Source organism: Psychrobacillus sp. PGGUH221, from assembly GCF_042055255.1.
Taxonomy (GTDB): Bacteria; Bacillota; Bacilli; order Bacillales_A; family Planococcaceae; genus Psychrobacillus.
Genome location: NZ_JAQMHQ010000006.1, coordinates 33,358 through 56,050, shown reverse-complemented (window position 1 = coordinate 56,050; position 22,693 = coordinate 33,358). Strand labels below are relative to the sequence as shown.

28 protein-coding genes are annotated in these 22,693 nt (G+C 32.5%); 18 read left to right on the top strand and 10 right to left on the bottom strand.

The genetic code is table 11. The annotated features are described in order from the left end of the window. Positions 1-40: 40 nt before the first annotated feature. Entirely contained in the window at positions 41-559 is a 519-nt protein-coding gene (locus PGC35_RS11195) for a YfiT family bacillithiol transferase (protein ID WP_375219242.1), read from the top strand. Positions 560-946: 387 nt separating this feature from the next. Here the strand turns inward: PGC35_RS11195 and PGC35_RS11190 are convergent, their stop codons facing one another. Continuing rightward, positions 947-1,711: a DUF3891 family protein gene (locus PGC35_RS11190; protein ID WP_375219241.1), complete on the bottom strand. Its 765-nt coding sequence runs from the start codon at positions 1,709-1,711 to the stop codon at positions 947-949. A 406-nt stretch (positions 1,712-2,117) separates the two neighbouring features. Here PGC35_RS11190 and PGC35_RS11185 point away from each other — a divergent pair, with 406 nt between their 5' ends. From PGC35_RS11185 to PGC35_RS11175, 3 genes are read left to right on the top strand one after another with little or no spacing between them, the layout of a single operon-like run. Beyond that, positions 2,118-2,699 carry a TetR/AcrR family transcriptional regulator gene (locus tag PGC35_RS11185; protein ID WP_375219240.1) on the top strand — a complete coding sequence of 194 codons (582 nt, stop codon included), beginning with the start codon at positions 2,118-2,120 and terminating at the stop codon, positions 2,697-2,699. A gap of 23 nt (positions 2,700-2,722) precedes the next feature. Beyond that, positions 2,723-3,064: a DMT family transporter gene (locus tag PGC35_RS11180; RefSeq protein ID WP_053588989.1), complete on the top strand. Its 342-nt coding sequence runs from the start codon at positions 2,723-2,725 to the stop codon at positions 3,062-3,064. After that, positions 3,065-3,379, top strand: a complete 315-nt coding sequence (locus tag PGC35_RS11175) for a DMT family transporter (protein ID WP_375219239.1) — start codon at positions 3,065-3,067, stop codon at positions 3,377-3,379. 311 nt (positions 3,380-3,690) lie between these two features. Here the strand turns inward: PGC35_RS11175 and PGC35_RS11170 are convergent, their stop codons facing one another. Together PGC35_RS11170 and PGC35_RS11165 are read right to left on the bottom strand one after the other, a co-directional pair. Beyond that, positions 3,691-3,831 (bottom strand): hypothetical protein, encoded by a 141-nt coding sequence (locus tag PGC35_RS11170; RefSeq protein ID WP_375219238.1) that lies wholly within the window; start codon positions 3,829-3,831, stop codon positions 3,691-3,693. 198 nt (positions 3,832-4,029) lie between these two features. Beyond that, positions 4,030-4,764, bottom strand: coding sequence for a YqcI/YcgG family protein (locus PGC35_RS11165; protein ID WP_375219237.1), 735 nt, complete (start codon positions 4,762-4,764; stop codon positions 4,030-4,032). Between the two features lie 169 nt (positions 4,765-4,933). Between PGC35_RS11165 and PGC35_RS11160 the strand changes: the two genes are divergently transcribed. The 9 genes from PGC35_RS11160 (at position 4,934) to PGC35_RS11120 (ending at position 11,591) form a co-directional block, all read left to right on the top strand. Continuing rightward, positions 4,934-5,788, top strand: coding sequence for a dimethylarginine dimethylaminohydrolase family protein (locus PGC35_RS11160; RefSeq protein ID WP_375219384.1), 855 nt, complete (start codon positions 4,934-4,936; stop codon positions 5,786-5,788). A 517-nt stretch (positions 5,789-6,305) separates the two neighbouring features. Beyond that, the gene (locus tag PGC35_RS11155) at positions 6,306-6,572 is read left to right on the top strand and encodes a CPCC family cysteine-rich protein (RefSeq protein WP_375219236.1); all 267 of its coding nucleotides are present in this window, start codon (positions 6,306-6,308) and stop codon (positions 6,570-6,572) included. Positions 6,573-6,601: 29 nt separating this feature from the next. Then, a complete protein-coding gene (locus PGC35_RS11150; protein WP_375219235.1) occupies positions 6,602-6,919 on the top strand; it encodes a hypothetical protein in 318 nt (105 codons plus the stop codon). Positions 6,920-7,004: 85 nt separating this feature from the next. Next, a complete protein-coding gene (locus PGC35_RS11145; RefSeq protein WP_375219234.1) occupies positions 7,005-7,727 on the top strand; it encodes a class I SAM-dependent methyltransferase in 723 nt (240 codons plus the stop codon). A 152-nt stretch (positions 7,728-7,879) separates the two neighbouring features. Beyond that, a complete protein-coding gene (locus tag PGC35_RS11140; RefSeq protein WP_375219233.1) occupies positions 7,880-8,371 on the top strand; it encodes an NUDIX domain-containing protein in 492 nt (163 codons plus the stop codon). A 282-nt stretch (positions 8,372-8,653) separates the two neighbouring features. Then, positions 8,654-9,265, top strand: a complete 612-nt coding sequence (locus PGC35_RS11135) for a CPBP family intramembrane glutamic endopeptidase (protein WP_375219232.1) — start codon at positions 8,654-8,656, stop codon at positions 9,263-9,265. A gap of 217 nt (positions 9,266-9,482) precedes the next feature. Then, entirely contained in the window at positions 9,483-10,166 is a 684-nt protein-coding gene (locus PGC35_RS11130) for an HAD family hydrolase (protein WP_375219231.1), read from the top strand. 222 nt (positions 10,167-10,388) lie between these two features. Continuing rightward, positions 10,389-10,733 carry a hypothetical protein gene (locus PGC35_RS11125; protein WP_375219230.1) on the top strand — a complete coding sequence of 115 codons (345 nt, stop codon included), beginning with the start codon at positions 10,389-10,391 and terminating at the stop codon, positions 10,731-10,733. Positions 10,734-10,955: 222 nt separating this feature from the next. Then, positions 10,956-11,591 (top strand): LysE family translocator, encoded by a 636-nt coding sequence (locus PGC35_RS11120; protein WP_375219229.1) that lies wholly within the window; start codon positions 10,956-10,958, stop codon positions 11,589-11,591. Positions 11,592-11,709: 118 nt separating this feature from the next. Here PGC35_RS11120 and hpaB read toward each other — a convergent pair whose 3' ends face one another. After that, on the bottom strand, positions 11,710-13,161 hold the full coding sequence (gene hpaB / locus PGC35_RS11115) for a 4-hydroxyphenylacetate 3-monooxygenase, oxygenase component (protein ID WP_375219228.1): 1,452 nt from the start codon (positions 13,159-13,161) through the stop codon (positions 11,710-11,712). Between the two features lie 214 nt (positions 13,162-13,375). Here hpaB and PGC35_RS11110 point away from each other — a divergent pair, with 214 nt between their 5' ends. Together PGC35_RS11110 and PGC35_RS11105 are read left to right on the top strand one after the other, a co-directional pair. Then, positions 13,376-13,957 (top strand): DnaD domain protein, encoded by a 582-nt coding sequence (locus tag PGC35_RS11110; protein ID WP_375219227.1) that lies wholly within the window; start codon positions 13,376-13,378, stop codon positions 13,955-13,957. Between the two features lie 143 nt (positions 13,958-14,100). Further along, complete coding sequence (locus PGC35_RS11105; protein ID WP_375219226.1) at positions 14,101-14,418, top strand: hypothetical protein; 318 nt, start codon at positions 14,101-14,103, stop codon at positions 14,416-14,418. A 298-nt stretch (positions 14,419-14,716) separates the two neighbouring features. Here PGC35_RS11105 and PGC35_RS11100 read toward each other — a convergent pair whose 3' ends face one another. From PGC35_RS11100 to PGC35_RS11085, 4 genes are read right to left on the bottom strand one after another with little or no spacing between them, the layout of a single operon-like run. Then, positions 14,717-15,568 (bottom strand): Ger(x)C family spore germination protein, encoded by an 852-nt coding sequence (locus PGC35_RS11100; RefSeq protein WP_375219225.1) that lies wholly within the window; start codon positions 15,566-15,568, stop codon positions 14,717-14,719. After that, the gene (locus tag PGC35_RS11095) at positions 15,565-15,843 is read right to left on the bottom strand and encodes a Ger(x)C family spore germination protein (RefSeq protein WP_375219224.1); all 279 of its coding nucleotides are present in this window, start codon (positions 15,841-15,843) and stop codon (positions 15,565-15,567) included. Before PGC35_RS11095 ends, PGC35_RS11100 begins: the two co-directional genes overlap by 4 nt. Next, positions 15,840-16,952, bottom strand: a complete 1,113-nt coding sequence (locus tag PGC35_RS11090) for a GerAB/ArcD/ProY family transporter (protein WP_375219223.1) — start codon at positions 16,950-16,952, stop codon at positions 15,840-15,842. The genes PGC35_RS11095 and PGC35_RS11090 overlap by 4 nt, the downstream gene beginning before the upstream one ends. A 5-nt stretch (positions 16,953-16,957) precedes the next feature. Continuing rightward, positions 16,958-18,481 carry a spore germination protein gene (locus PGC35_RS11085; protein ID WP_375219222.1) on the bottom strand — a complete coding sequence of 508 codons (1,524 nt, stop codon included), beginning with the start codon at positions 18,479-18,481 and terminating at the stop codon, positions 16,958-16,960. A 411-nt stretch (positions 18,482-18,892) separates the two neighbouring features. Between PGC35_RS11085 and PGC35_RS11080 the strand changes: the two genes are divergently transcribed. Both PGC35_RS11080 and PGC35_RS11075 read left to right on the top strand, forming a co-directional pair. Further along, positions 18,893-19,861 (top strand): MBL fold metallo-hydrolase, encoded by a 969-nt coding sequence (locus PGC35_RS11080; protein WP_483880163.1) that lies wholly within the window; start codon positions 18,893-18,895, stop codon positions 19,859-19,861. A gap of 40 nt (positions 19,862-19,901) precedes the next feature. Beyond that, positions 19,902-20,306, top strand: coding sequence for a hotdog domain-containing protein (locus tag PGC35_RS11075; RefSeq protein ID WP_375219220.1), 405 nt, complete (start codon positions 19,902-19,904; stop codon positions 20,304-20,306). Between the two features lie 107 nt (positions 20,307-20,413). Here the strand turns inward: PGC35_RS11075 and PGC35_RS11070 are convergent, their stop codons facing one another. Beyond that, positions 20,414-20,593: a DUF4083 family protein gene (locus PGC35_RS11070; protein ID WP_375219219.1), complete on the bottom strand. Its 180-nt coding sequence runs from the start codon at positions 20,591-20,593 to the stop codon at positions 20,414-20,416. Between the two features lie 295 nt (positions 20,594-20,888). Here PGC35_RS11070 and PGC35_RS11065 point away from each other — a divergent pair, with 295 nt between their 5' ends. Then, entirely contained in the window at positions 20,889-21,761 is an 873-nt protein-coding gene (locus PGC35_RS11065) for a YitT family protein (protein WP_375219218.1), read from the top strand. A 162-nt stretch (positions 21,762-21,923) separates the two neighbouring features. On the opposite strand, the gene PGC35_RS11060 is transcribed toward PGC35_RS11065, so the two are convergent. Beyond that, entirely contained in the window at positions 21,924-22,346 is a 423-nt protein-coding gene (locus tag PGC35_RS11060; RefSeq protein WP_375219217.1) for a hypothetical protein, read from the bottom strand. Positions 22,347-22,693 lie beyond the last annotated feature (347 nt).

The following is a 22,693-nucleotide window of genomic DNA, read 5'->3' as shown; positions in this document are numbered from 1 at the left end:
ATGTAAAGCGATAGAAAAACTGAATAAAGGAGTGCTTAATATGAATGAAAGATACCCGATAGGTGAGTTTGAATTTGATGGAAAAATTACTAGGAATGAGATTGAGGAATGGATTAAGCAGATTGAAGATTTGCCTGAATTATTAGCAGTTGCTGTAAGTGACTTGAATGACCAACAAATGGATACAGCTTATCGTTTAGGAGGGTGGAAAGTTCGTCAAGTAGTTCATCATCTTGCGGATAGCCATATGAATGCATATATTCGATTTAAATTAGCAATCACAGAAGATACTCCAGTAATCAAGCCTTATAACGAAGGAGAATGGGCAGAACTTCCTGATTACGAACTTCCGGTTGAGACTTCCATATCTCTTCTTAAAGCCTTACATATAAGATGGGTTAAACTATTAAAAAGCCTAACCTTTACGGATTTAGAGAAGACCTTTGTTCATCCAGATTCAGGTGAAATTTCAATTGGAAAAAATATTGGCATTTATGCTTGGCATGGTCAACACCATCTTGCTCATATAACTTCTTTATGTATTCGTAAGGGCTGGTAAATTGGACTTTTTTGATAGAAGCATGGCTGTAAATAGAAGAAATTGCTACAGGACATGCTAATGAAACAAGCAACATTTCTTTAGTGATTCAATCAATGTATTGTTATTTACTATTAGGGAAGGGGGGAAGAAAAATGAAAAACTGGTTGTATACTTTGTATTTTATTGTTCTTGGAGTTATATCTTTTATAACCCAGGAGGTTGTTACTTTCGTTATGTTGGGTATTATTTTAATAGCTCTTAATAATATTCATTCAACATTGAAGGAAATACTAAAAAATAATAAAACTAACATTAACTAAGGGGGACGCTTCTAAAAGAAGATAAATAATTAAATCAAAATGCCGAATTATTGTGATATTACTTTCTTTCTAATCTTGTTTTATTTTATTTAAAAGTTACCTTTCTTATGGAAAGAGGTGTGTCCTTGTATGCCTCTAGAATGCCTTTCTTGTCAATTTGATCTTTTAATACTTCCTTGTATGGTAGTTGTACTTCCAATTCATTCTTTAAAGGAGAGAAGGAAAGCGAAACGGTTTCTGGATTTTCCCAATGAGCAACGATGGGTTTGTCCGTAACAAAAAGAAACAATTGTGGAAATCCGTTTTGAAAAAAGGGATGATTCCTTTTATTATCACCAGGTTCATTTAAACTAATATAAAGAGAAAGATAATCACTAAATTTTAGCAAATCCAATTGGTACATTAAGGTTTCATTCTTATCCGCATTTTCCTTCAATCCTAGTTCCTTTGAAAGTCGCTTTTTTCTTTGCTTTTCTTCATTCCAAAACTCCTTAACTACGGATTCGGTAGCATCATGAAGTAATGAGGAATAGTGTAAACTACATAACAAGCCTGCATACTTGCTCATTTTTTCAACCTCATCCAGTCCCTTTTTATAAAAAGGGATTTTAAGCTCAGTCGGGTAGTCAATAAATGAGTAGGGCCTATCTGTTTTATCATTCCATACTGGAGAAGTATCTAACTCTATCCATCCTCTATCATGTTCTTTGATCGCCAGTAGCACTTCTGGTGTTCGTTCAAGCTCAAAAAAATAATCCTTCTTACAATTTTGGGCGATTTTCCCTGCAATTTTGGCATGATCATTCTGAGTAACCATTACATAGCTTTGTTCTCGTTCTAATATAATCATTTCTGTATATCCTTTCTTTATATAACTCCATCATATTGAGTTTCTCATGTTTAATAGGTACCTCATAACCAACAGATTTAAACAAATTTACTTTAATTGACTTTGCAAGGGTGAAGTTAAATCCTTAAAGTCTTTTGAATAGGATGTCCAATTTAACCATGATAGACTCATTGGGAATTTAGAATTTGGATCTGTATTAGTTACATAGAGGAGATAATATCAGTTATTATGTTAATATTTATATTGCCTATATTGTAGTTCTCAAAATGACTGTGAATCTCAGAAATGAGGTTCACTTCATTTTTTTCATTTTACGAATCTTTTATAGGTACTAAAAGAAGAATTTGTTGACAGGATTTAAAATGTTTGTTATTTTTAACTGACGAACGTTCGGAAGGGTGATAGTATGACAATAAATAGAATAAAAGAAGTTGCGCTTAACCGATTTGCCCAGAATGGATATGATGGAACATCAATGGCTCACATTGCTGATGAGGTAGGAATAAAAAAACAATCTATTTACACATACTTTAAAGGAAAAGACGAGCTTTTTCTTGATGTTTGTAACGACGTGTTTGCTAATGAATTAAGAATAGTTACCAATTTTATTGACGGTAACAAGAAGCTTCCTATTAAGGATTTCTTATTTAATTTTCTGTTGCATTATAAAGAGCAATATGAAAAAAATGGCTATACTAAATTTTGGCTTCGTATAACGTTTTTTCCTCCTACTCATCTCTATAATGAAGTCATGGAATATGTATATGAATACTTAGACAAGGTAGAAGAACTACTAGTTCCAATTTTAGAAGAAGCAATCATAAAAAAGGAAATTAGCTCTTCAATTGAGGCTAAGAAAGCTACAGTAGCATTCTTAGGGGTATTAGATGGAATTTTTGTAGAAATGTTATATGGTGGTCCCGAGCGTTCGAATAAAAGATTAGATGCTTCTTGGTATCTTTATTGGCGTGGATTATCGAAGGATTAAGAAGCTTTACGGAGGGAAACTATATGAATCGAAATTGGGCACTTGTAATTATTGCTGGTGTTATTGAAATTTTTTGGGCAATGGGTTTGAAGTACTCAGATAACTGGATTTCTTGGCTTGTGATTGCCTTCCTAATATATTTATCATTTGTCGTGTTACTAAAAGCTTTACAAACCGTACCAGTTGCCTCGGCGTATGCTGTCTTCACTGGAATTGGTACAGCTGGAACCGTTGTGGTAGAGATGATTGTATTCGGAGAACCATTTAGTTGGACTAAAATATTTTTTATACTTTTGCTATTAGCTGGTGTAATTGGTTTAAAATTGATCACCACCGATTCAAGCGAGAAAGATGGTGTAGCATAAATGGATTGGGTATACCTTATTTTAGCTGGATGTCTTGAAGTTATAGGAGTTATAGGTTTGAACAGAGTCATTAAATACAAGAACATTCAATCATATGTAATTTTAATTGTTGGTTTTATTTTAAGTTTTAGTTTTCTGGCATTAGCAATGAAAACTCTCCCTATGGGAATATCTTATGCAGTTTGGACAGGTATAGGAACAGTAGGGGGAACACTTGTAGGAATGTTTATTTATGGAGAATCTAAGGATTGGAAAAGAATTGCATTTATAGGCATGATCGTAGCTGCAGTAATTGGGTTGAAACTGACTTCCTAAAAGAATTTTATAGAACTATTGGAATTAAAGAATGGAGCTCTAACTTGTCAAAATTAAAATATTTGATGAAATTTCAAAGTGAAAAACTAAGTTCGTAAATATGGAATATTCGCAATGAGTAATATATTTTAATACAGAAAGAGATACTACCTTATTTCAAGGTGTATCTCTTTTTACAATTGAGTTTCAATAATGATGGAGTTGTCAGTTTAATATACATAGCGTTTGACCATATCGTAATTTAAATGAACAAGAAGTTATTGCTGAGTATTAAATCATACTGTAGTTGCATGTATGTTTTAATAGTTGTATTAGCAATTTTGTTGGTTATTATTTTGTACGTTATTGCGTTTAGTTTGATTTAAATCTTGTTCTTCCGCGAATTCTTCCCGATTGTTTTTTCTTGAATTAGGTTCTTTCTTTTTAAAGTTTGGTTTACTTTTCTTTGTCATGGTATCGTCACCTCCTAGAGTTTAATGTGCTCTGTAAAGATGGTCTTATTCAAAATGAATAGTTCTTTACAATGCTTAATGAAATTGGAAAAGATTCGCTTATTTAATTTGGAAATCAGCTACCACATTCTTTAATCCAACTAGTCTTTTCTCCATTTTATTTTCCACAAAAAAATCCCCTAAAATGGGGACTTGATTTTATGCTTGTGATTTATGGTGGAATGGACATTTTCCTTGAATTGGCTCAATATCATCACCTATAAAGAATTGCTTCCATTCATTATGCGTCGGGTCGCCGAAGTGACCTATATCTGGATGCTTAGGCAACTGATCCCAAGCTTCTACACGTTTACGAACTTTTTCACGTGACATAATACCGCCTTTTTCAGTTCCTTCTAATCCTTCAAAAATCTTGCGAGGCTGGAATCCAAGAACCATCGCATTTCCTAAATGACGTGTCTTTCGCTTCTTATATGCAGGAGCATTTCCGAACACGAAGATTGGCTCTCCATTGAATCGGAAATCCCATAAATAGTGTTCAGGGTCGCGAGGGCTGTCTTCCGGCCATTCAACTTCATCGACCTCATGTAAGTATTGGAGAATCTCCCAAAATTGCTTTCGGTAATCTGCGAGAGAACCCTCTTGCTCAAAAGGCTCTACAAATACAAAAAGACCGTGTCTCTTGTAGTTTGGCAGTTTAAATAAATCTAGAAAGCCTTCTAGTGCAAGCGGTAGATTACTCCAGTCCTCTTGATTGATATATGCATAGCGGAGCTCGCCTTTCAGTTCGCCACTCATTCCAAAAAAACATGGAAACGTTTTATCCGTTACCGTGTTATGAAAGGTTTCGTATTCTTTATAGAGCCAAATCGGCAAGTCTTTTCTAGTATGAAAATCTTCTTTTGTTAATAAAGCTCGTTCCTTCGTAATCATACAATCGCCTCCACTATCTTTATTCACTCATCTCGTTATGTCTAGTCTTTACCCCATCCTAAATTTCCTGAAACAATGAAGTTCAAATGAAAAAAATTCACAAATAGGTTATGAAATGAAAAATCAAGGGAATAAAAAAGGAATGAATTAAGAAATTGGAGGATGACTTATTGTGAAAATAATTCAAAATCAATCTCAAATACATTGTCAAAGCGAATATGGAACACTTAAAAAAGTCGTATTATGTGAACCTCAATACATGGAAATTAGAGAAGTGATTAATGATGTTCAAAAAAAATATATAAATGATAATATTGACCGTTCACTTGCTATTTCGCAGCATCAGATATTTGAACAAACATTACGGAACGAAGGTGTGGAAGTGATTAAACTACGACCAAGTAAAGACCACCCTGAACAAGTCTTCACTAGAGATATTGGTTTTACTTTGGGTAATCGTTTATTTATTTCCGAAATGGCGAATCCGATTCGTAAAGGCGAAGAGAAAGTATTAGCTCATTGGATGAATGAACATGACATTTCGTATAAGAAGCTTTCAACGCATCCCATTGAAGGTGGCGATGTAATCGTAGATGGCAATCGTGTATTTATTGGAATTAGCCATCGTACATGTATGAAAGCTATTCAAGCTTTGCAAAGTGAATTACCTGATTTTGAGATTCTACCTATTCCTTTTAAACCAAATTATTTACATCTAGACTGTGTGTTCAATATTCTTTCCTCAAAAGATGCGTTGATTTATCCTGATGCGCTCGATCCACAAATAGTGGACCGTTTGTCGAGCATGTATCATTTAATCGAAGTGAGCGAAAGTGAGCAGTTCTCAATGGGTACGAATGTGTTGTCTATTGGTCATAATCGAGTGTTTAGTTTACCAATAAATCGTGACGTTAATCATCAGCTGAGACAGCATGGATATCAAGTGTTGGAGGTCGAGTTCTCGGAAATCATTAAATCAGGTGGATCATTCCGATGTTGTTCAATGCCAATCGTACGCCATTAAGAATAATGTCAATAGCATCTTATTAGGAGAATATGCTATTTTATGCAATGAAAAACCCTTTAGAATTTGTTCTAAAGGGTTTTTTGATTATTTTTTTCGTTTTCTTTCTATTAATACAGTACCTATGTACCTTTAAGAATCGACACGATTACACAAATATAGATTTAGAGAAAAACTGTCACAGGGGTAGTAAAATATAATGATAAAGTACATTTGTCTGTAATTGTGAATGATCAAAATAACAAAACAAGGGTAATAGAGGAATTGTTCAATTAACAAAACCATTTAAAAAGAGTAATTACATTGAAATAATTAAATTAGAAGCTGAATTTATGATCAAAAATGGAATAACAAATCCAAAAGTATATTACACTAATCGTTAATTTTATATTAAACAAACGGTGCTTCACTTGAAGAGCGTTGAGCTGCTTACCTGGCTCTTTTTCATTGAAGTAAAAGAGAAGGTTAGTTGAACAAGAAAGTATGGTAAAATCAAAAAAATTATTGAGGTGATTGTATGAAATACACTTGTCCTTGCTGTGGCTATAAAACATTAGATGAAGAACCGCCAAACACTTATGAAATTTGTGAAATATGTTTTTGGGAAGATGATGGTGTTCAATTTAGAGACGCTGATTATGAAGGTGGGGCAAATGATGTTTCATTAAGACAAGCACAACTAAACTACATTATGTTTGGGGCATGCCAAGAAGGCTCAATCGAATTTGTGAGAAAGCCGAACGAGAAAGATGTAGTAGACCCTGATTGGAAACAAATAATCTAGAAAGTTATTAAGCCTAGGAGGAGTACATCGTGAGAAATAAAAAAATACTCGTTTTTTCTTTTTTATTTATAAGTTTGCTATTCTTTGTCGGTTGCTCCGAGTATCAAGAAGACTTCACTTTCACAGGAACTGTTGAGAAGATAGTTGTTGAAGATAAAATACTGGTAATGAAAGAATACGATACACCTGAAAGTAGAAAAGAAGGAAATGTATATGAAATCCCAGTTGACAAAGTTGAAAGGTACAACGTCGGACAAAAACTGGAAGTAACAGTATTTTCCAATAATGATGTAGATGTTTGGGATTTGGACCATATGAAATTCGAAATAGAGGCAATTGATAACTAAACTCTCTTATTCATCTATCGGAATAGGTTAGTTGAAGAAGGTATTTCAACATTCAATAAAGAATTTGATGTAAGGGGTGAAAACATTGACTAGAATTGAATTTATTCGAAATGAAGAGAAGAAATATCACGATTATTGTTACGATAACTATAAATTATTTGAAGAAGGTTCTTGGTTATACAAACCTGTAAAAACGGTAACCGATTTATTACATTTATTTGATGATAAAGAGAATGTAAAAGTTCTAGACTTAGGTTGTGGAGTTGGTAGAAATAGTATTCCGATTGCTGAAGCAATCAAGTCCAAAAACGGTAAAGTTGTCTGTGTTGATTTACTTGATTCGGCATTACTAAAATTAATACAATATAGTAAAGAATATAAGGTTGAAGAAGTTATTCTCACGGAAAAAGCTGATTTAGGTAACTATGAAATCAAAACAAACGAATATGATTTAATAGTTGCCATTTCAAGTTTAGAACACGTTGAATCAGAAGTTGCTTTAAATAAAATTATACAGCAGATGGCAGATGGTACTCAAAACAACGGAGTAAATTGTATTATCGTGAACTCTGAAGTTACAGAAATTGATGAAGAAACTAACGAGAAGTTAGATGCACTTATGGAAGTAAATCTTTCAACAGAAGATATGATAAAAAAAATTAGTAGCTTCTATACAGGATGGGAACTATTCAAATCAGAAGTAAAAACATTAGAATACAGCATTATTCGAAATGGAAAACCTGTATTGTTAAAAACCAACGCAATAACTTATGTTGTTAGAAAAAATAATGAAAAGTACTTCAACTAGGGGCGCTTTAGTTAAACTAGACCATCACTTCGATGGACTAGTTTAATATATATAACACCATGTAAATTTCTGTGATCAAGTGTGAAATTTTACACTTAAACTAACGGGGCAGGTTAGTGTAATAAGAAATCGAAGAAAGGGAGAGTGAAGAATTGACAACCAAATATGTGAATTGGGGAGATTCAAAAGTAAAACTAACCTGGAAGCGTGATCCACAACTTCCTCCAAGAAAGTTAATTACAAGCGTTCACGGCATTCGTTTAAAAGAAGAAAAGCTACTTTTTGTTAATCTAAATCATAGAGGTTGGGATTTTCCTGGTGGTCATATTGAACATGAAAAAAACCCTGAAGATTGTTTAAAGCGTGAAGCGTATGAAGAAGGGTATGTAACAGGAAGTATCTTTCTTTTAGGTCATATTATAGTTGACCACAATGAAAACATAAAATGGGATACAAGTAGCAATTATCCAAAGGTAGGATATCAAGTTTTTTACCGTATGGACATTGATCGATTACATGATTTTCAAGCACAGTTTGAGTCAGCCGAAAGAATTCTTATAAATCCAGATGAAGTAATAGAATACTATCATGATTGGAACGAACTTTATCAAGAAATTCTTGATTATGCTTTAGTCCTAAAGTAATTCATCTACAACTAACGAGTTCTTTAGTTGTAGATCGGGTTGCGTATGCAACTCTTTTTTCTTATTGAACTAACGTAGTGGTTTAGTTGAAGAAGGATATTTCTGTAACCATATAGAAATAGTTACATACTGAATGATAATCTGAGAGAGTACATTAAAAGTAGTTTCCTTTTATTTTATTCAACTAAAGGGGGGTTAGTCTAAAATATTCAAAGTTATAGAGAGATAATTAGGACAGGAGAGTTAAAACTGGCTAATATAAAAAAAATATGTTTAATTGCAATGATAGTTATGACTGCTGTTTCATTTGCAAATTTTTTAGGATTTAGTATTGCTGGGATATCTGTTATTATTGGTATTGCGTTTTTCTTTATTAATAGTAATTTGGAAAAAAATGTTTCTGCTGACACTGGACTAAATGCAAAAGCAATAGGAACGTGTCTGAAAAACAAAACAATTTATTTTTGGATTGTTTTACCACTGATTTTGAATGTTGTTTGTATTGTGTTAGCAAAATTAATTTTGCCCGAATACATAGAACATTTTTATGGAAGAACGGAGTTTGTTGTTTCGTTAAATAAGATAATGTTTCTCGTCTTCCAACTTGCTATTTTAGCATTGGGTGAAGAAATTGCGTGGAGGGCTTTTTTTCAAAAGCAATTGAGTAAAGCACTACCAATAATACCTACTTTAATTGTTACATCCATAATATTTGCATTTGCTCACATTGTTGAGGGGAGTATTGTTGTAGTCACTTATGATATTTTCTTTATCTTTATAAATAGTGTTTTATATGGTGTGATATTTTATAAAACAAACAATGCGTGGATAAGTGCTATTTCGCATTTTATTGCTAATTTATTTAGTATTATTGTAATTTCATTTTTGTTGTGAAAGTGACTTTGAGATCATTTTGCTAGTCCATATTCTTAAAACAGTACGTATGGTTTATAAAGTGCAATATTAACAATCGGAGGGCGTTGATCCAAGAAGGGATTGAGGCTCTTTTTGTTGAACTTATTGAACTAACGGGACAGGTTTGGTGTATAAGTTTTTTAAATAAACTATCAAAAAAACAAAAAAATCATATCGTTTATAAAGGAGGATTAAAATGAATCAAACAAAAAATGAAGTGAAAGTAATTTTCTTTGATGCTGGTGGTGTTCTTTTTGATACTTTTTTAAAAGGAGATGACAGAATAAGGTATATATTGCTGGAAAGAGGTTATCAAAAATCAAAAATTGATGTTGCTATTATGAAGGCAAAACAAATTAAACTGACTTTCATTTCGAATTGGAATGAAGAAGAACAATACTATAAGCGTTATTATGGAACTATTGCAAAAGAGCTTGGAGAAATTGAACTAACAAATGAATTATTCTTATTTACCCATTTTGCTGGTCACTGTGAGCTGTTTCCAGAAGTAAAAGGGTTGCTTGAGGAATTAAGTAAAGAGTACAGATTAGCTGTTATTTCGAATGCAATGCCAAGTATGGACTGGATATTTGATAGGTTAGGAATTCGTAAATATTTTGATTCTATTATTCTTTCTGCCTTTGTAAAAGAAGAAAAACCAGGAGAAGCAATTTATAATATCGCGCTTAATCATGCAAAAGCGATAAAAGAAGAAAGTATATTTATAGATGACAAAATTGAAAATATTGAAGGAGCTGAACGAGTTGGGATAAGAGGTATTTATTTAGATAGAAATAGAGTGAATTTGCTAGAATTGCTAAGAGAACAACAGCTTATCGAAAATCCCATTAAAAATTTTAAGAATGAAATTACCGATTAACTTTGTTTAACTACCATGAAAAGAAGTTTCTTCAAAAAAAGAAAAATGACAATATAAAAAAAGACCCTACTCAAACGGTAGAAAAAGAAGAGAGTGTTATTTAAAAATGGTTAACGAGGTTGGTTAGTTGAAGAAGGTATAACCATGAAAATAAATTTCTTCAAGAAAAGAAAAATGACACTGAAACTAACGGGTACTCTAGTTGAAGAACAGTGAGTTGCAATGCAGCTCTTTAATTACTACTTGAATGAAGAATCGATGATACTAACGATTGAAGAAGGGTTTGTAAAAAAAGAAAAGTACAATGTGCAAGGTACTGCAATTCAAGCTATAAAAGTTATGTTACCAATTAACCAAGCAAATGAGATATGGAAACTTAACATTTATTTACTCTCGCTTTTTATAACAGTCTTTTTTGTATTATTTTTTAAACCTTTGAGACCGAGAAAAAACTTGAAATTGTATATTGCATTATATTTTTTATTCCTTATCACCTTTATTATTTGGGATATATACGTCCATAAAGAAATAATTGAAGAAATAACAAATACTATAAATAGTTTATAAATATAGGATGACATTTGTTAGAAAATAACCTTATATAATGATTCGAAATATGAATGTAGCCAGTTAGTTATTTTCTTGTTCAACTAACGGGACAGGTTAGTTACAAGGATATATAACCCCTTGAATAGATTGAATATTATTACATTTAGTAATATAATAGTAGAATTAAACGGAGAATAAAACGGAAAAATAAAAGAAAGTAAAAGTTAATGAGGGTTTTATTTGTTTGTACTATTTTTGACATATGTTTTACTTGGACTTTCTATTTCTCTCCCTATTGGTACAGTTACAATAGAAATGACAAAACAAGGTCTTAAAAACGGATTTATGCATGGATGGATTGTCGGTCTTGGAGGAATGACGATTGATTTAGGTTTGATTTTACTTCTTTATTTCGGCTTAGCTTCTGTACTATCCATGCCTATTGTTCAAATTACGATGTGGTTGGTAGGTGCTTTATTCTTATTTTTTATTGGCTATGATAGCATAAAAACTGCTGACCATAATATCTCAGTAGCAGGAGAAAAGTCAACAAAATCACTGAAGTCTTCTTACTTTAATGGGTTACTTGTAGCTATATCACCTGGTAATTTAGTCTTTTGGGTAAGTATTTTTGGTACAGTATTAGCGGACTCGTTTGATTCATCCAATACCTTTAAATTCCTTATTGTTGGTGCAGGAATACTTACAGGAATTCTTATTCATGACATAGTTTTAATGACAATTGTTGCAGGTACGAGAAAGGTACTAAATCCTACATATATCAAATGGGTTTCTATTTTAACTGGACTTGTATTAATAGGATTTGGTATAAAATTTCTTTTTGAATTTTATAAAAGTATTCAAGGAGCTTTTTAATGAAAGAATAAGTGTTATAGGAGATATTTTCACCAAAAACATGGACAATTTTTTTGGTAATAAAGAAGGACCATTCCTCATTTAAGGAATGGTCCTTTAAGTCAATAATAAATTACTGTTACTCTTCATTTTTTAAATTTAAGAAATTACTAATTACCTTTACATATTCATTTTTGGGATATTTCTTATATAAATCACTAGCTAATCGAATTGGGTCACCAAAAAAGTATCGCTCATATTGGGTTTGTCTTGTTCCGAATGCACTCATTGTTAGATCCCAAGCTAAACGAAATATTTTTACACGTTCCTCTGCGGTCTTAGTTGCTCCTTGAAGATAAAAATCTAAGTCATTTCTAACAATAGAATGGAATGCTTTTTCGGTTGGCAATGTAATCATTCCACTAGCTCCAATTAACTGGATAATTTCAGTGAAACGAGGATAAATTTTAGGAAAAATGTTACCAGCAACTTGAAGCGGGAAAATTTCTGGACGCATATATCCCCATTTATCTAATTTTGCGTTATTCTCTGATTTTTCTAACAAGGCTTTCATCGTCTCAAGACCAATGATGATTTCTGACATCTTTTCTTGAATATGTTGATACTCGCTAATATTAATCGTTTCGATAAGAAGCTCAGCAATACCTAAGATAAACTCTGTTTTTACAATTTGTCTAATCAATACTTGGTGCTTAGTAAAGGGATGGAAAGAGCTTTGAATTGGGAATTCTTCAGCTACTTCTGCATTGTTGTAATAAAATACTCTATTCCAAGGTACTAACACATTGTCAAAGACAACGATAGAATCCATTTCTTCGAACCGCGAACTTAATGGATGATTAAAAGGAGATTGTCCGCCGATGAACGTGTCCCTACAAATAAACTTTAATCCTTTTGTGTTAGAAGGGATCGAAAAAGCAAAAGCTTCATCTTCATTAAATAGAAATTTACCTACGCTAAAAACTAATACTTCATCTGTTAATCCACCTTGTGTAGCAAGAAGACGGGCACCTTTAACGATAATTCCTTCTTCATTTTGATCAATTACTTTTGCTGCGATTGGCTCATCCGTATTTTCATAGTAGATATAAGAACGATTCACTTGTGGAGAAATAAAGGTATGTGCAAACGACAGATCATTTTCCCTAGCAAATTCATAAAATGCTTGCAGATTGTTTGGAAAACATTTGTCCTTATTATTTAAAAAGGATACGGAAGAGGCGAAGCTCATTAAAACAGTGTTCAAATAATCTGGGCTTCTTCCCATGATTCCCCCTGAATACCTAGCCCAATGTTCAATCATCTTTCGTCTTCTTATTAAGTCCTCTTTCGTTTTTGGTTGCAAATAGGAAAGACCAATAAGCTCTCCTGATACTGGGGAAATAAAAGTCATCTCATCTTTTATTTTTGGGTCATGTTGCAAATCATAAAGATTCGCTTTGGACTGAATTAGTCCCTTGAAGACAGGTTGTTCAGATAGCAACCCCTCCATTTTTTCACCGTCGTACCAAATATCATTGTTTAGCTGATTTAATCTGTTAATGAAATCTTTTCCATTAATAGCCCCCATGCTGCACTCCCCACTTTAATCGATATTTATATAAAATTATTCGATTATAGCTGTATTAACAAGTTAAGTCATCAAATATCTATAGCTATTACTATAATTAATTTATGTAACTAGAGCATGCTATTATTACTTCGTCAACTAACGGAGCAGGTTAGTTCAATAAGAGGATTTACGGGATTATGAAATAATACAACTGGAATAAAGGAGGAAAGGAATGACCAAAGATAAAAAACGAGATAAAAAAATATACCATATAGGAAACGAAGAACGATATGAAGAAGTAATGGAAATGACAACAGAAGCATGGAATGCAAAACTTGAAGAAAAAAATAAGGTTAAAACAGGAAAGATAACAGATAAAAAACGAAGGAAAAAAGAACAAGGGAAAGTAATACATGGGACGACACCAGAAGAACGATTTCAAGAAATAAACGGAATGACAATAGAGGAATGGCACGAAGAACAATTCAAAACTAAAATGGGAATGACATCCAGTGATAGGTATATAGAACAAGTTAAATCATCATCACCGATTGACTATTTTAAATTACAGAACGGTACTATTACAGAGGAAGATGTAAAGCTTGTGAAGGATTTGAAGGAGTTAGGATTAAATGATGACGTGATAAATGTTTTACTAAGTTATGTTGTAGCTGTTAGTAATATTGGACTCATTCACTCATTGATTAATGAAATGGGTGAATATTGGATCGAAGAAAATATATTAACTGTTGAGAAGGCAATTGTCTTTGTTAGGGAAGAACATAAGAAGTACAAAGAGTCATCAGAGAAATAATTATTAAATGAAACTTGTAAATCTATAAGCAATCAAATGGTATTCTATAAACAGGGGATGTTATTAACCTTATAGTGCTAATGCTGCGTTAATCCAAGATACTAAAGGTCTTTATATTTGAGAAAAAAAAGGGGGAAAATTAAGTGTATGTAAAAATTTATCAATATCATATTCAAAAAGATAAAGAAGAAGAGTATTTATACATGCAGCAAAAGGCGATTGCAATATATGAGAGATATTTAGATGTACATATAATGTTTTTAAATAGTAAAGACGATGTCACAAAATGGGTAGAGATTGCTAGATATAAAGATGAAGAAGAATACAAAAAAAGTATAAATATCATTAATCATGAAAAAGAAATAAAAGAGCTGTTCACGTTATTCCAGTCATTTTTGGTTGCTGATAAGAGTGAGATCAAAGAAGAGGACTTAATAGAAAGAATAGTGAAAAAGATGTAAAATATTTCTCCCTTTATTAGTATAAACTTTTATTGAATTTATAAGGACAGGATCTAATACGAAAGTGAACGGAAAAACTATCCTCTCAGGAAATTTAGATATACAAGACCCTAAAATTTCATATCATAAAGGGTTAAGAATATGTAGACCTCTACTTTCTTAATAGACGTTCGGTAGGAGGAGTCTATTAAGAAGAAACCACCAACCTATACATAGAGGATGATGGTTATCTTGTTATTAGATGTACTGCTGTTTTTCTTTGTACTTAAAGGGTAGATAGCTTCCTTTTTTTATCCGATTATTCAAATACTCCGTTTCTAAGTATCGTAAAATCTACTTTGATATTTACTTTCATGTCTTTAAACAACTTGTGCCACTTTTCTTGAGTAAGTTTAGAGTTTCTAACAGAGCTTCTATATGATTCTCCAAAACCAAAAACATCTGAATTAATTTTTTGTCCGTATGTTATTACTCTTGACATTTCACGAGATAAATTTTTACTAATAGCTTGTTCAAGTTGCGCTACTATTTTGGGGTCTCCTATATCTAGATCTGACCTTATTTCTAATAATCTTGCTTTAATGGTAATGTGCAAGTCGAATTCAGGGGTATTTGAATTAACTAGTTTCAATTTTCTTTTCGTCTTAACTGTATCAAATGCTAAAGGAATCTCACTAACAGTGTTCTTCCTTAAAGAAGATGGAATATCCTCTTCTTGTAAGTTAGTTTCGAAAATTCCATGTTCGTAATTGTCTCTTATAATTTTTACATAAAAACTATCTTCAGCGGAGAGTCTGCCTGCCATATTACCATCTTTAAAGAGAGCTATTCCCGATATTTCAACAAATTCCTCCTCTTTTTTGATAATTGGCATAACAATGTTTCTACCGGATGAATAATAATCACGTGCTACTTCATGAAGGGTAGATGAAATCATGTGTTCAGATTCAATGTTTTGTTCTAATAATCTATATATATGTTGACCGATATCCTCGATATTTTCATATTGATATTCAAGTAAGGAGGTCATTGGACCTTCGACAACTGCCATATAAATACCATTACTAACACTAGCGTTTTCTAAGTGTGAATCAATGTAATAATGAATATCTTTCTTTGCTAGCTCTTCACTGAACAAAACAACTCTCATCTGACCGACCATAATTTTTTTGGATAGCTTGCGATTGGTTTTACACGTGCACCTTTACTTGTTTCGTCTTCTGTGGTAACAACTTCAACATTACTTTGAAATTCTGGATTTACTTCACGAATAACTGCGGTAGTTTTCACTTTATTTTCTTCACTACCCAAATCATAGCCCACTAAAGTAGCTAACCCGACTCTATCGAGAATATTTGTCTCTGCACACCCGACTAAAGTAATAAATAGAAATAGTGTAATGAAATAGAAGCTCAACTTTTTCATTCCTGTTGCTCCTTCTTTGTTGTGACTTTCTTTTTCACCACAGCGACCAAGTATAAGAAAATAGGGTAGACAAATACAATATAAAAAGCGACTTTGGCAAACTGATTGTTAATCATGTTGATTTGAGTTCTACTTTGAACAACTAAAGTGCCTATAAGGATAATAAAGGAGTACAGCCAAACGAATTTATTTCCACTTATTTTTACTATACGTGTGACCCCTCTATAAGCAGCCCATAGGTAAAGACATAGATTCGGTATAATGATCAACATCCAGTAACAAACCGCAGCAAATTCAAAACGTTCAATAAATGGAAAACTGATAAAACTAAACAGGGTTAAAGTTGCCCAAACTGTTTTAAGTAACTTTCCTTCGCTATAGTATGTAAGCGAAACCAACATAACAGAAAGATAAACAAATGTAGTGGCTAATAAAGCTAGATGAGCATACTTTTTTACCTTTTCTTTTTCCTTTATATAAGGATAAATAATATAAAGAATTTCGAATCCAATAATAGTGAAAGTCATGGAACGTGCGCCATTTAAAATAGAACTTATTTTTGTTTCCAAAATTGGCAAGAGGTTAGCAGCTGTTGAAAATTCAAGAGGAAATATCAACATTGGGAGAAGCCATATAGACAGTATGATGCTAAAAAAAGAAACTCCCACAATTACACGGAGTCCACCCGTAAAGGCGTAAATTATGATTAACAGCAACGTGGAAGAAATGAACCATGTACTTAAACCCGGAAAAATCCATGCATGAATTACTTCAATATAGTTACGCAGTATGGAAAAGAATGCCATGGCGCAGTAAAGAATATAGGTAGCATTCAATAAATTTCCAAAAAACTTCCCAAAAACATCTTGATGGATTCCATAGAGGTCATTGGAACCATACAATTCTAACGTTTTTATCATGAAAAAAACGACAATATGTGTGGCGAATCCGGCAATAAGAACAGAAATCCAAGCATCATGTCTTGCATCTTGATAAACAATACGTTGAAAACCCTGTATCCCAACACCAATTTGAGCGCTATGAATAACAAAGAAAAGTAAATAAGCATTAATCATATCTTTAGGACTGACTTGTATGGAACTTTTCATTCATTTCACCTTTTTTCAGGATTTATAGGCTCTGGATCGAATTTTTCTGTATCCACTGCTCTTGTACTGGTAGGCCTTTTGGATGTAAATGGTAAAGGCATACGGATAATACTATCTCTCCAGTCTTTTAAACGAGGAGGATAGAAAGGTGCAGTATATGGAGTACCCAAGCTGGATTGGCGTAAAAGATGAATGAGGATAAAACAATAAGCTAGCATTATACCAATAAACCCCCAAAATCCTGCTAATATTATTATTGGGAATCTAAGGACTCTAATAACATTACCCATCATGTAACTAGGAGTTGTAAAAGAAGCCAATGCACTTAATGCAATAATAATGATTAATATATTACTGGTAATTCCAGCTTGTACAGCTGCAGTTCCAATGACAATACCACCAACGATACCAATTGTTTGCCCAATCTTTGTCGGAAGTCGCCCGCCAGCTTCTCTCAGTAATTCAATAATAAGTTCTAACAATAATGCTTCAAATATGGGAGGGAAGGGTACCAAAGCTCTTGACTCACTTAGTGGAACCAAAAATGCTTGCGGAATAACTTCGTAATGAAAAGTCAATGCAGCTACGTATATTGGAGTCAAAAAAATGGATAAGAAGACGGCACTAAACCTTAATAATCGAAAAAAAGTTGCAATTTGCCATCTAAGATTTTGATCCTCTCTACTTTTAAAGAACTCTATAAACGATTGAGGGCAAATGATTGCCATGGAACTACCGTCAACAATTACTCCTACTTTTCCGATTAATAGTGAATCGCAAAACCTATCAGGTCTTTCAGTAAGAAGCATTTGAGGAAAGATTGACATAGAATTATCATCAATCATTTCTGCTAAAACAGCACTATCTATTAAAGCATCTAATTCGAGGCTTGTAATTCTCTGTCTTAACGAATTGATTATATGATCTGAGGCTATTCCATTCATGTATAGTAGAGTAACTGTTGTGTTTGTACGTTTGCCTATTTTGAATTTTTCCAAACTAAGATCCGGACTCATTATGTATCTTCGGACAAGAGATACATTTGTAGAAAGGCTTTCATTGAATCCAACTTGAGAACCTATTACTTGAGATTCATTTTCCGGTGCTGACAAACTTCGCGACTCCCTTTTAGCGATACTCGCTAAAATTATTTGAGAGTGTCCTTCAACATGAATCAGTACTGTTCCATTCACCATTGAAAGAATAGCATCATCAAAATGATTTGTCATTTTTACTTCAGGTATGGATAGATTAGCTTTAATGCTTACTGGTGAATCTAACTTTTTTTGGTATAAGTCTCGAATGATATGTTCATTTAATGTCTGTCCATCTACAAGATTATCTATATAAACGATCACAACAGTGGGAGGAATATCTTTTACAATCAAATCTGCGGGATTGTTTGTTACTTCTCTTATCTGTTGTATAAATACATTCTTTGAGGGAGAAATCGTTTCTAATCTGGTTTCTGTTACTTTCCCTTTTTCGATCGAAGGCTTCTTATTTACGAAAGGTAGTTTAAATTTCATATGGGCCATTATACTCCTCTCATTTTCAACTTCATATATAGGATAGGTATAAGAAATAGTATCTATACTTACTACTTAAGATTTCGGAATTTCATATAGAAAAATCCTGTTCTAATACACTTCTAGACTGTAAGGAACAGATGTAAAGGGACTCGAAATATTACTTTAATTAGTAAAAAGACTAATCACTCTTGAATTAAAGTTGTTTTGTTAAAAGAATGATAGCAAAACGGCATTTATAAAAAGAAATCTAGACAATTATTATTACAATTGCTACTTGGAGATTAGTTCAATAAGGAGGTATTTTTGAGAGTTTGTTGAAGTAGTAATTATATGAAGTCTTATTTACAAATTAATTGAGCGAACGTTCGCTCATAATTGTTTAGACATTGATTTAAGGAGGAATAGCTTCTGAAAAAGTCCAGCATTATTTTCTTTGAAAGACAATTTCCAAGTGCAAACATGATTCTTATTAAGGATGAGCACGCCATCCTTATTGATACTGGTTTTGGAAGTGAAGTGAAAGATACAGAGAAATTAATTAAAGAAGCAGGTGTTTCTCCTGAAGAATTACACCTTATTGTGAATACGCACTACCATAGTGACCATGTAGGAGGTAATTTTCATCTTCAAAAAAATTATGGTGTGCCAATTGCTGCTCATAAATGGGAAGCCGATTTAATTAATTTTTGTGACCCTGAAGCCTGTAGTGCAGAATGGTTAGATCAGCCTGTAGAACCTTATCGAGTAGATAGGAAGCTTGCTGATAACGATGAGATTAATACAGGAATTAGAACCTTGAAGGTCTTGCACACACCGGGACATACGTTAGGGCATATTTCTTTATATGAACCCGAAGAAGAGATATTAATATGCGGGGATCTCTTTCACCAAAATGATATCGGATGGTTAAATATCTTTCGAGAGGGAGTTACATCTATTCAAAGATCTTTAGAAAGTTTGGAACGATTGTCCAAGCTCCGGATCAAGCAGGCATATTCAGGACATGGTCCTCAAATAGAGAATCCTCAAGCTGCCATTAAAGTAGCAAGGAAACGGTTTGAAAAGTGGCTTAGGATGCCAGAAAAAGTTTCTTGGCATGCCTGCAAGAGGATTTTTTCATTTACATTAATCATTAAAAACGGACTAGCTAAAGAAGAAATCAATAGCTACCTACTTAATTGTGGTTGGTTTCAAGATTATGCGCGCTACTCTTTCCAACTTCAGCCTGTAGAATTTATTCAAATTCTGCTCGATGAAATGATTCGTTCCGGAGCAGCAATTTGGCACGATGATCGTTTAATCGCCACCGCCTCATACCGTGCACCGGAAAAGGAATGGATGGATAAAAATATTAAACCAAAAGAATGGATAATATAAGATTTTCTTATACATTTAAAGGACAAATTACCAAAACAATATGTCATATACTAAGGGGGAGATTACTACGTCATTAAAAGTAGGAGAAATAATTACGTTTGAACGGGCTTTTACAATAAGGGATGTTGAATTATTTACAGATATTTCAGGTGATGAAGGTATTCATCATAGAACATTAGATGAACAGGGAAGGCTTGTAATTCAAGGTTTATTAACTGCAACTCTACCAACAAAAATTGGTGGAGATAACAATGTACTGGCGCGTACAATGAATTTTGAGTTTTTAAGACCTGTGTATACAGGGGATATAATAATTTGCGAAGTTAAAATTGAAAAATACGAAAGGCAAGAAAATAATAGAACAACTATTATTGCATCCTTTTTATGTAAAAATCAACATGAAAAAGAAGTATTAAAAGGAAATTTTGCAGGTGTAATTCTTTAAAATTTTTAAACTTTCTTTTGCTAACAAAGGATAATTAAATAACACATTGGTTAAATCCAATGTGTTTTAATTTATGTTTATTTAAACTATCCGTAAAGTGCAGCGTCTTATGAATTTGAACGATCTTTTTCTAGCAAATAAATGATTTTATCTAGTTTTGTTTCAATTTCTTTAGAATGAATATTACGCAGGCTCGAATTTATTAATAGTCTTCGTATTAGCAAGGAGAAAGAAAATACACCTAACAGAATTAAAAAAATAGGAATAAGAGCAAAAATTACATTCATCATAAACCCCCTACGAACAATTTTTTCTAATTATACCATATTTTTTATAACAAATTTTGAAATTCGGATAATGAACACTTTGACAATAATGAGTAATTCAAATTGTAAAGAATCCTTTCTCTATAATGATATAGAGTCTTCTGTAAGAGTCAATTAAGTATCATTAATGTTTATGGTTTTGAGAAAAAGTAATATACTTATATAATAAATTATAGGTTGAAAAAGGTTTTATTAAAAATACATAAATCTTTTGAATATGTATCAATCAAATAATAAATTAAACGGGGAAATTAAAATGAGAACTAACAAAAAGCAAAAGTCCAATTTAAGTAAAATGGTATTTAAAGCAATAATGGTTATTATTGGGGGGTTTGTAGCTGCATATGGATTAGAAGCAGTATTAATCCCAAATAATGTATCGGATGGTGGGGTAACGGGACTAAGCATTGTTGGATCTCAATTATTCGGAATACCCTTAGGAATTCTAATTGCACTATTGAATATTCCATTCATTTTTTTAGGATATAAACAAATTGGTAAAAGTTTTGCAATTTATTCAGTAATCGGAATTGCTTCACTAGCAGTCGGTACTAGTCTCATGCACCATGTACAAACGATTATTCATGGGGATACATTGTTAGTAACGGTAGTTGGAGGTATTATTATTGGTTTTGGAATGGGGTTAGCATTACGTAATGGCGGGGCATTAGATGGCATCGATATGTTGGCAGTACTACTATCTCGAAAATTACCTTTTGGTACAAGTGATCTAATATTATTCTTAAACACGTTTGTCTTTATTGTTGTTTCAACAGTTTTCGGTCTACAAGGGGCTATCTTATCGGCAATAGCTTATTTTATTGCTTCAAAAGTAATTCATATCGTAGAAGTAGGTTTGAGCGGTTCAAAAACTTTTAAAATTATCACAAATCAACCTGAGTTAATGGTAGAGACAATTCGAGACCGCTTAGGTCGTGGAGCAACGTTTAATATAGTGCACGGCGGATATTCAAATGAGCAATTCAAAGAAATAACATGTGTGATAAATCGTCTAGAAGAAAGTAAAATGAAAGAAATCATTAGTGATATTGACGTGAATGCTTTTGTCACAGTTTATGAAGTGGCAGAGGTTAAGGGTGGTAACTTCAAAAAGAATGATATTCATTGAATATATAAAAAAGCTATACTTCATTATGAAGTATAGCTTTTTTATAATACAAGATACAGAAAATTAGATGAATAAAAACAGGGAAATGAATATATCCATTTATTCCAATCCTTCTTGGATTAATGGCACTTATCTCTTAAAAAGAGTACTATAAAATGAACTTTATTCTTCTGTATACTCTTGGGTGTAATACTCCATTCCTTCCTCATCCACAATAATACGTTCACCAATTTTTTGAAATTCCAATGATACTCCATCGTTAGCAGAAATATAATACTTGTCATCTTTTGTCGAGATGTTCACATTTTTAAAATTTTTTAAAAAATGATTACCACTCTTGACCTGTTCGGATTCCAAAATCTTATCTATACTACTTTTCTCTTTTGACTGTGGATCATAATTAGCGCTAATCATTAATTCATCCCCGATAACTACTATTAGCTGACCTCTACGACTTGTAAAGCCTGAATCTTCAAAATCACTGGCTTTAGCAATAAATTTGGATACATTCTTTTTTTCCGAGCATGCGACTAATAGAAAGATTAAAGCGATGCAAAAAAATAATAGGGCTATTATCTTCTTCAATATCTTTCCTCCTCTATCTTTTGTTTTACAATACGTTATGAGACATTAAAAGTTTCAAATCATTTAATATTCTGGAAATATACAAGCATTAAAAGGTAAAATGTTATTTTTCTCAATTGTCACGATTGTTTAACTACAGCTAACACATACTTTCATATGTTTTGATTCGAATGGAAAATTTTATAATATAAGAAACTTATATTTGTTTAAGCCTTATTAAAGTATAGAGACAGAAAAGTTTAACAAACATTTGAATTATCGTGAGTTCTAAATGAAAGGAGTGCGAAATTTAGGTGTCATAATAAATTGTCCAAATGCTGTTTGTCTAAGGGGTAAGTTTAATTAAC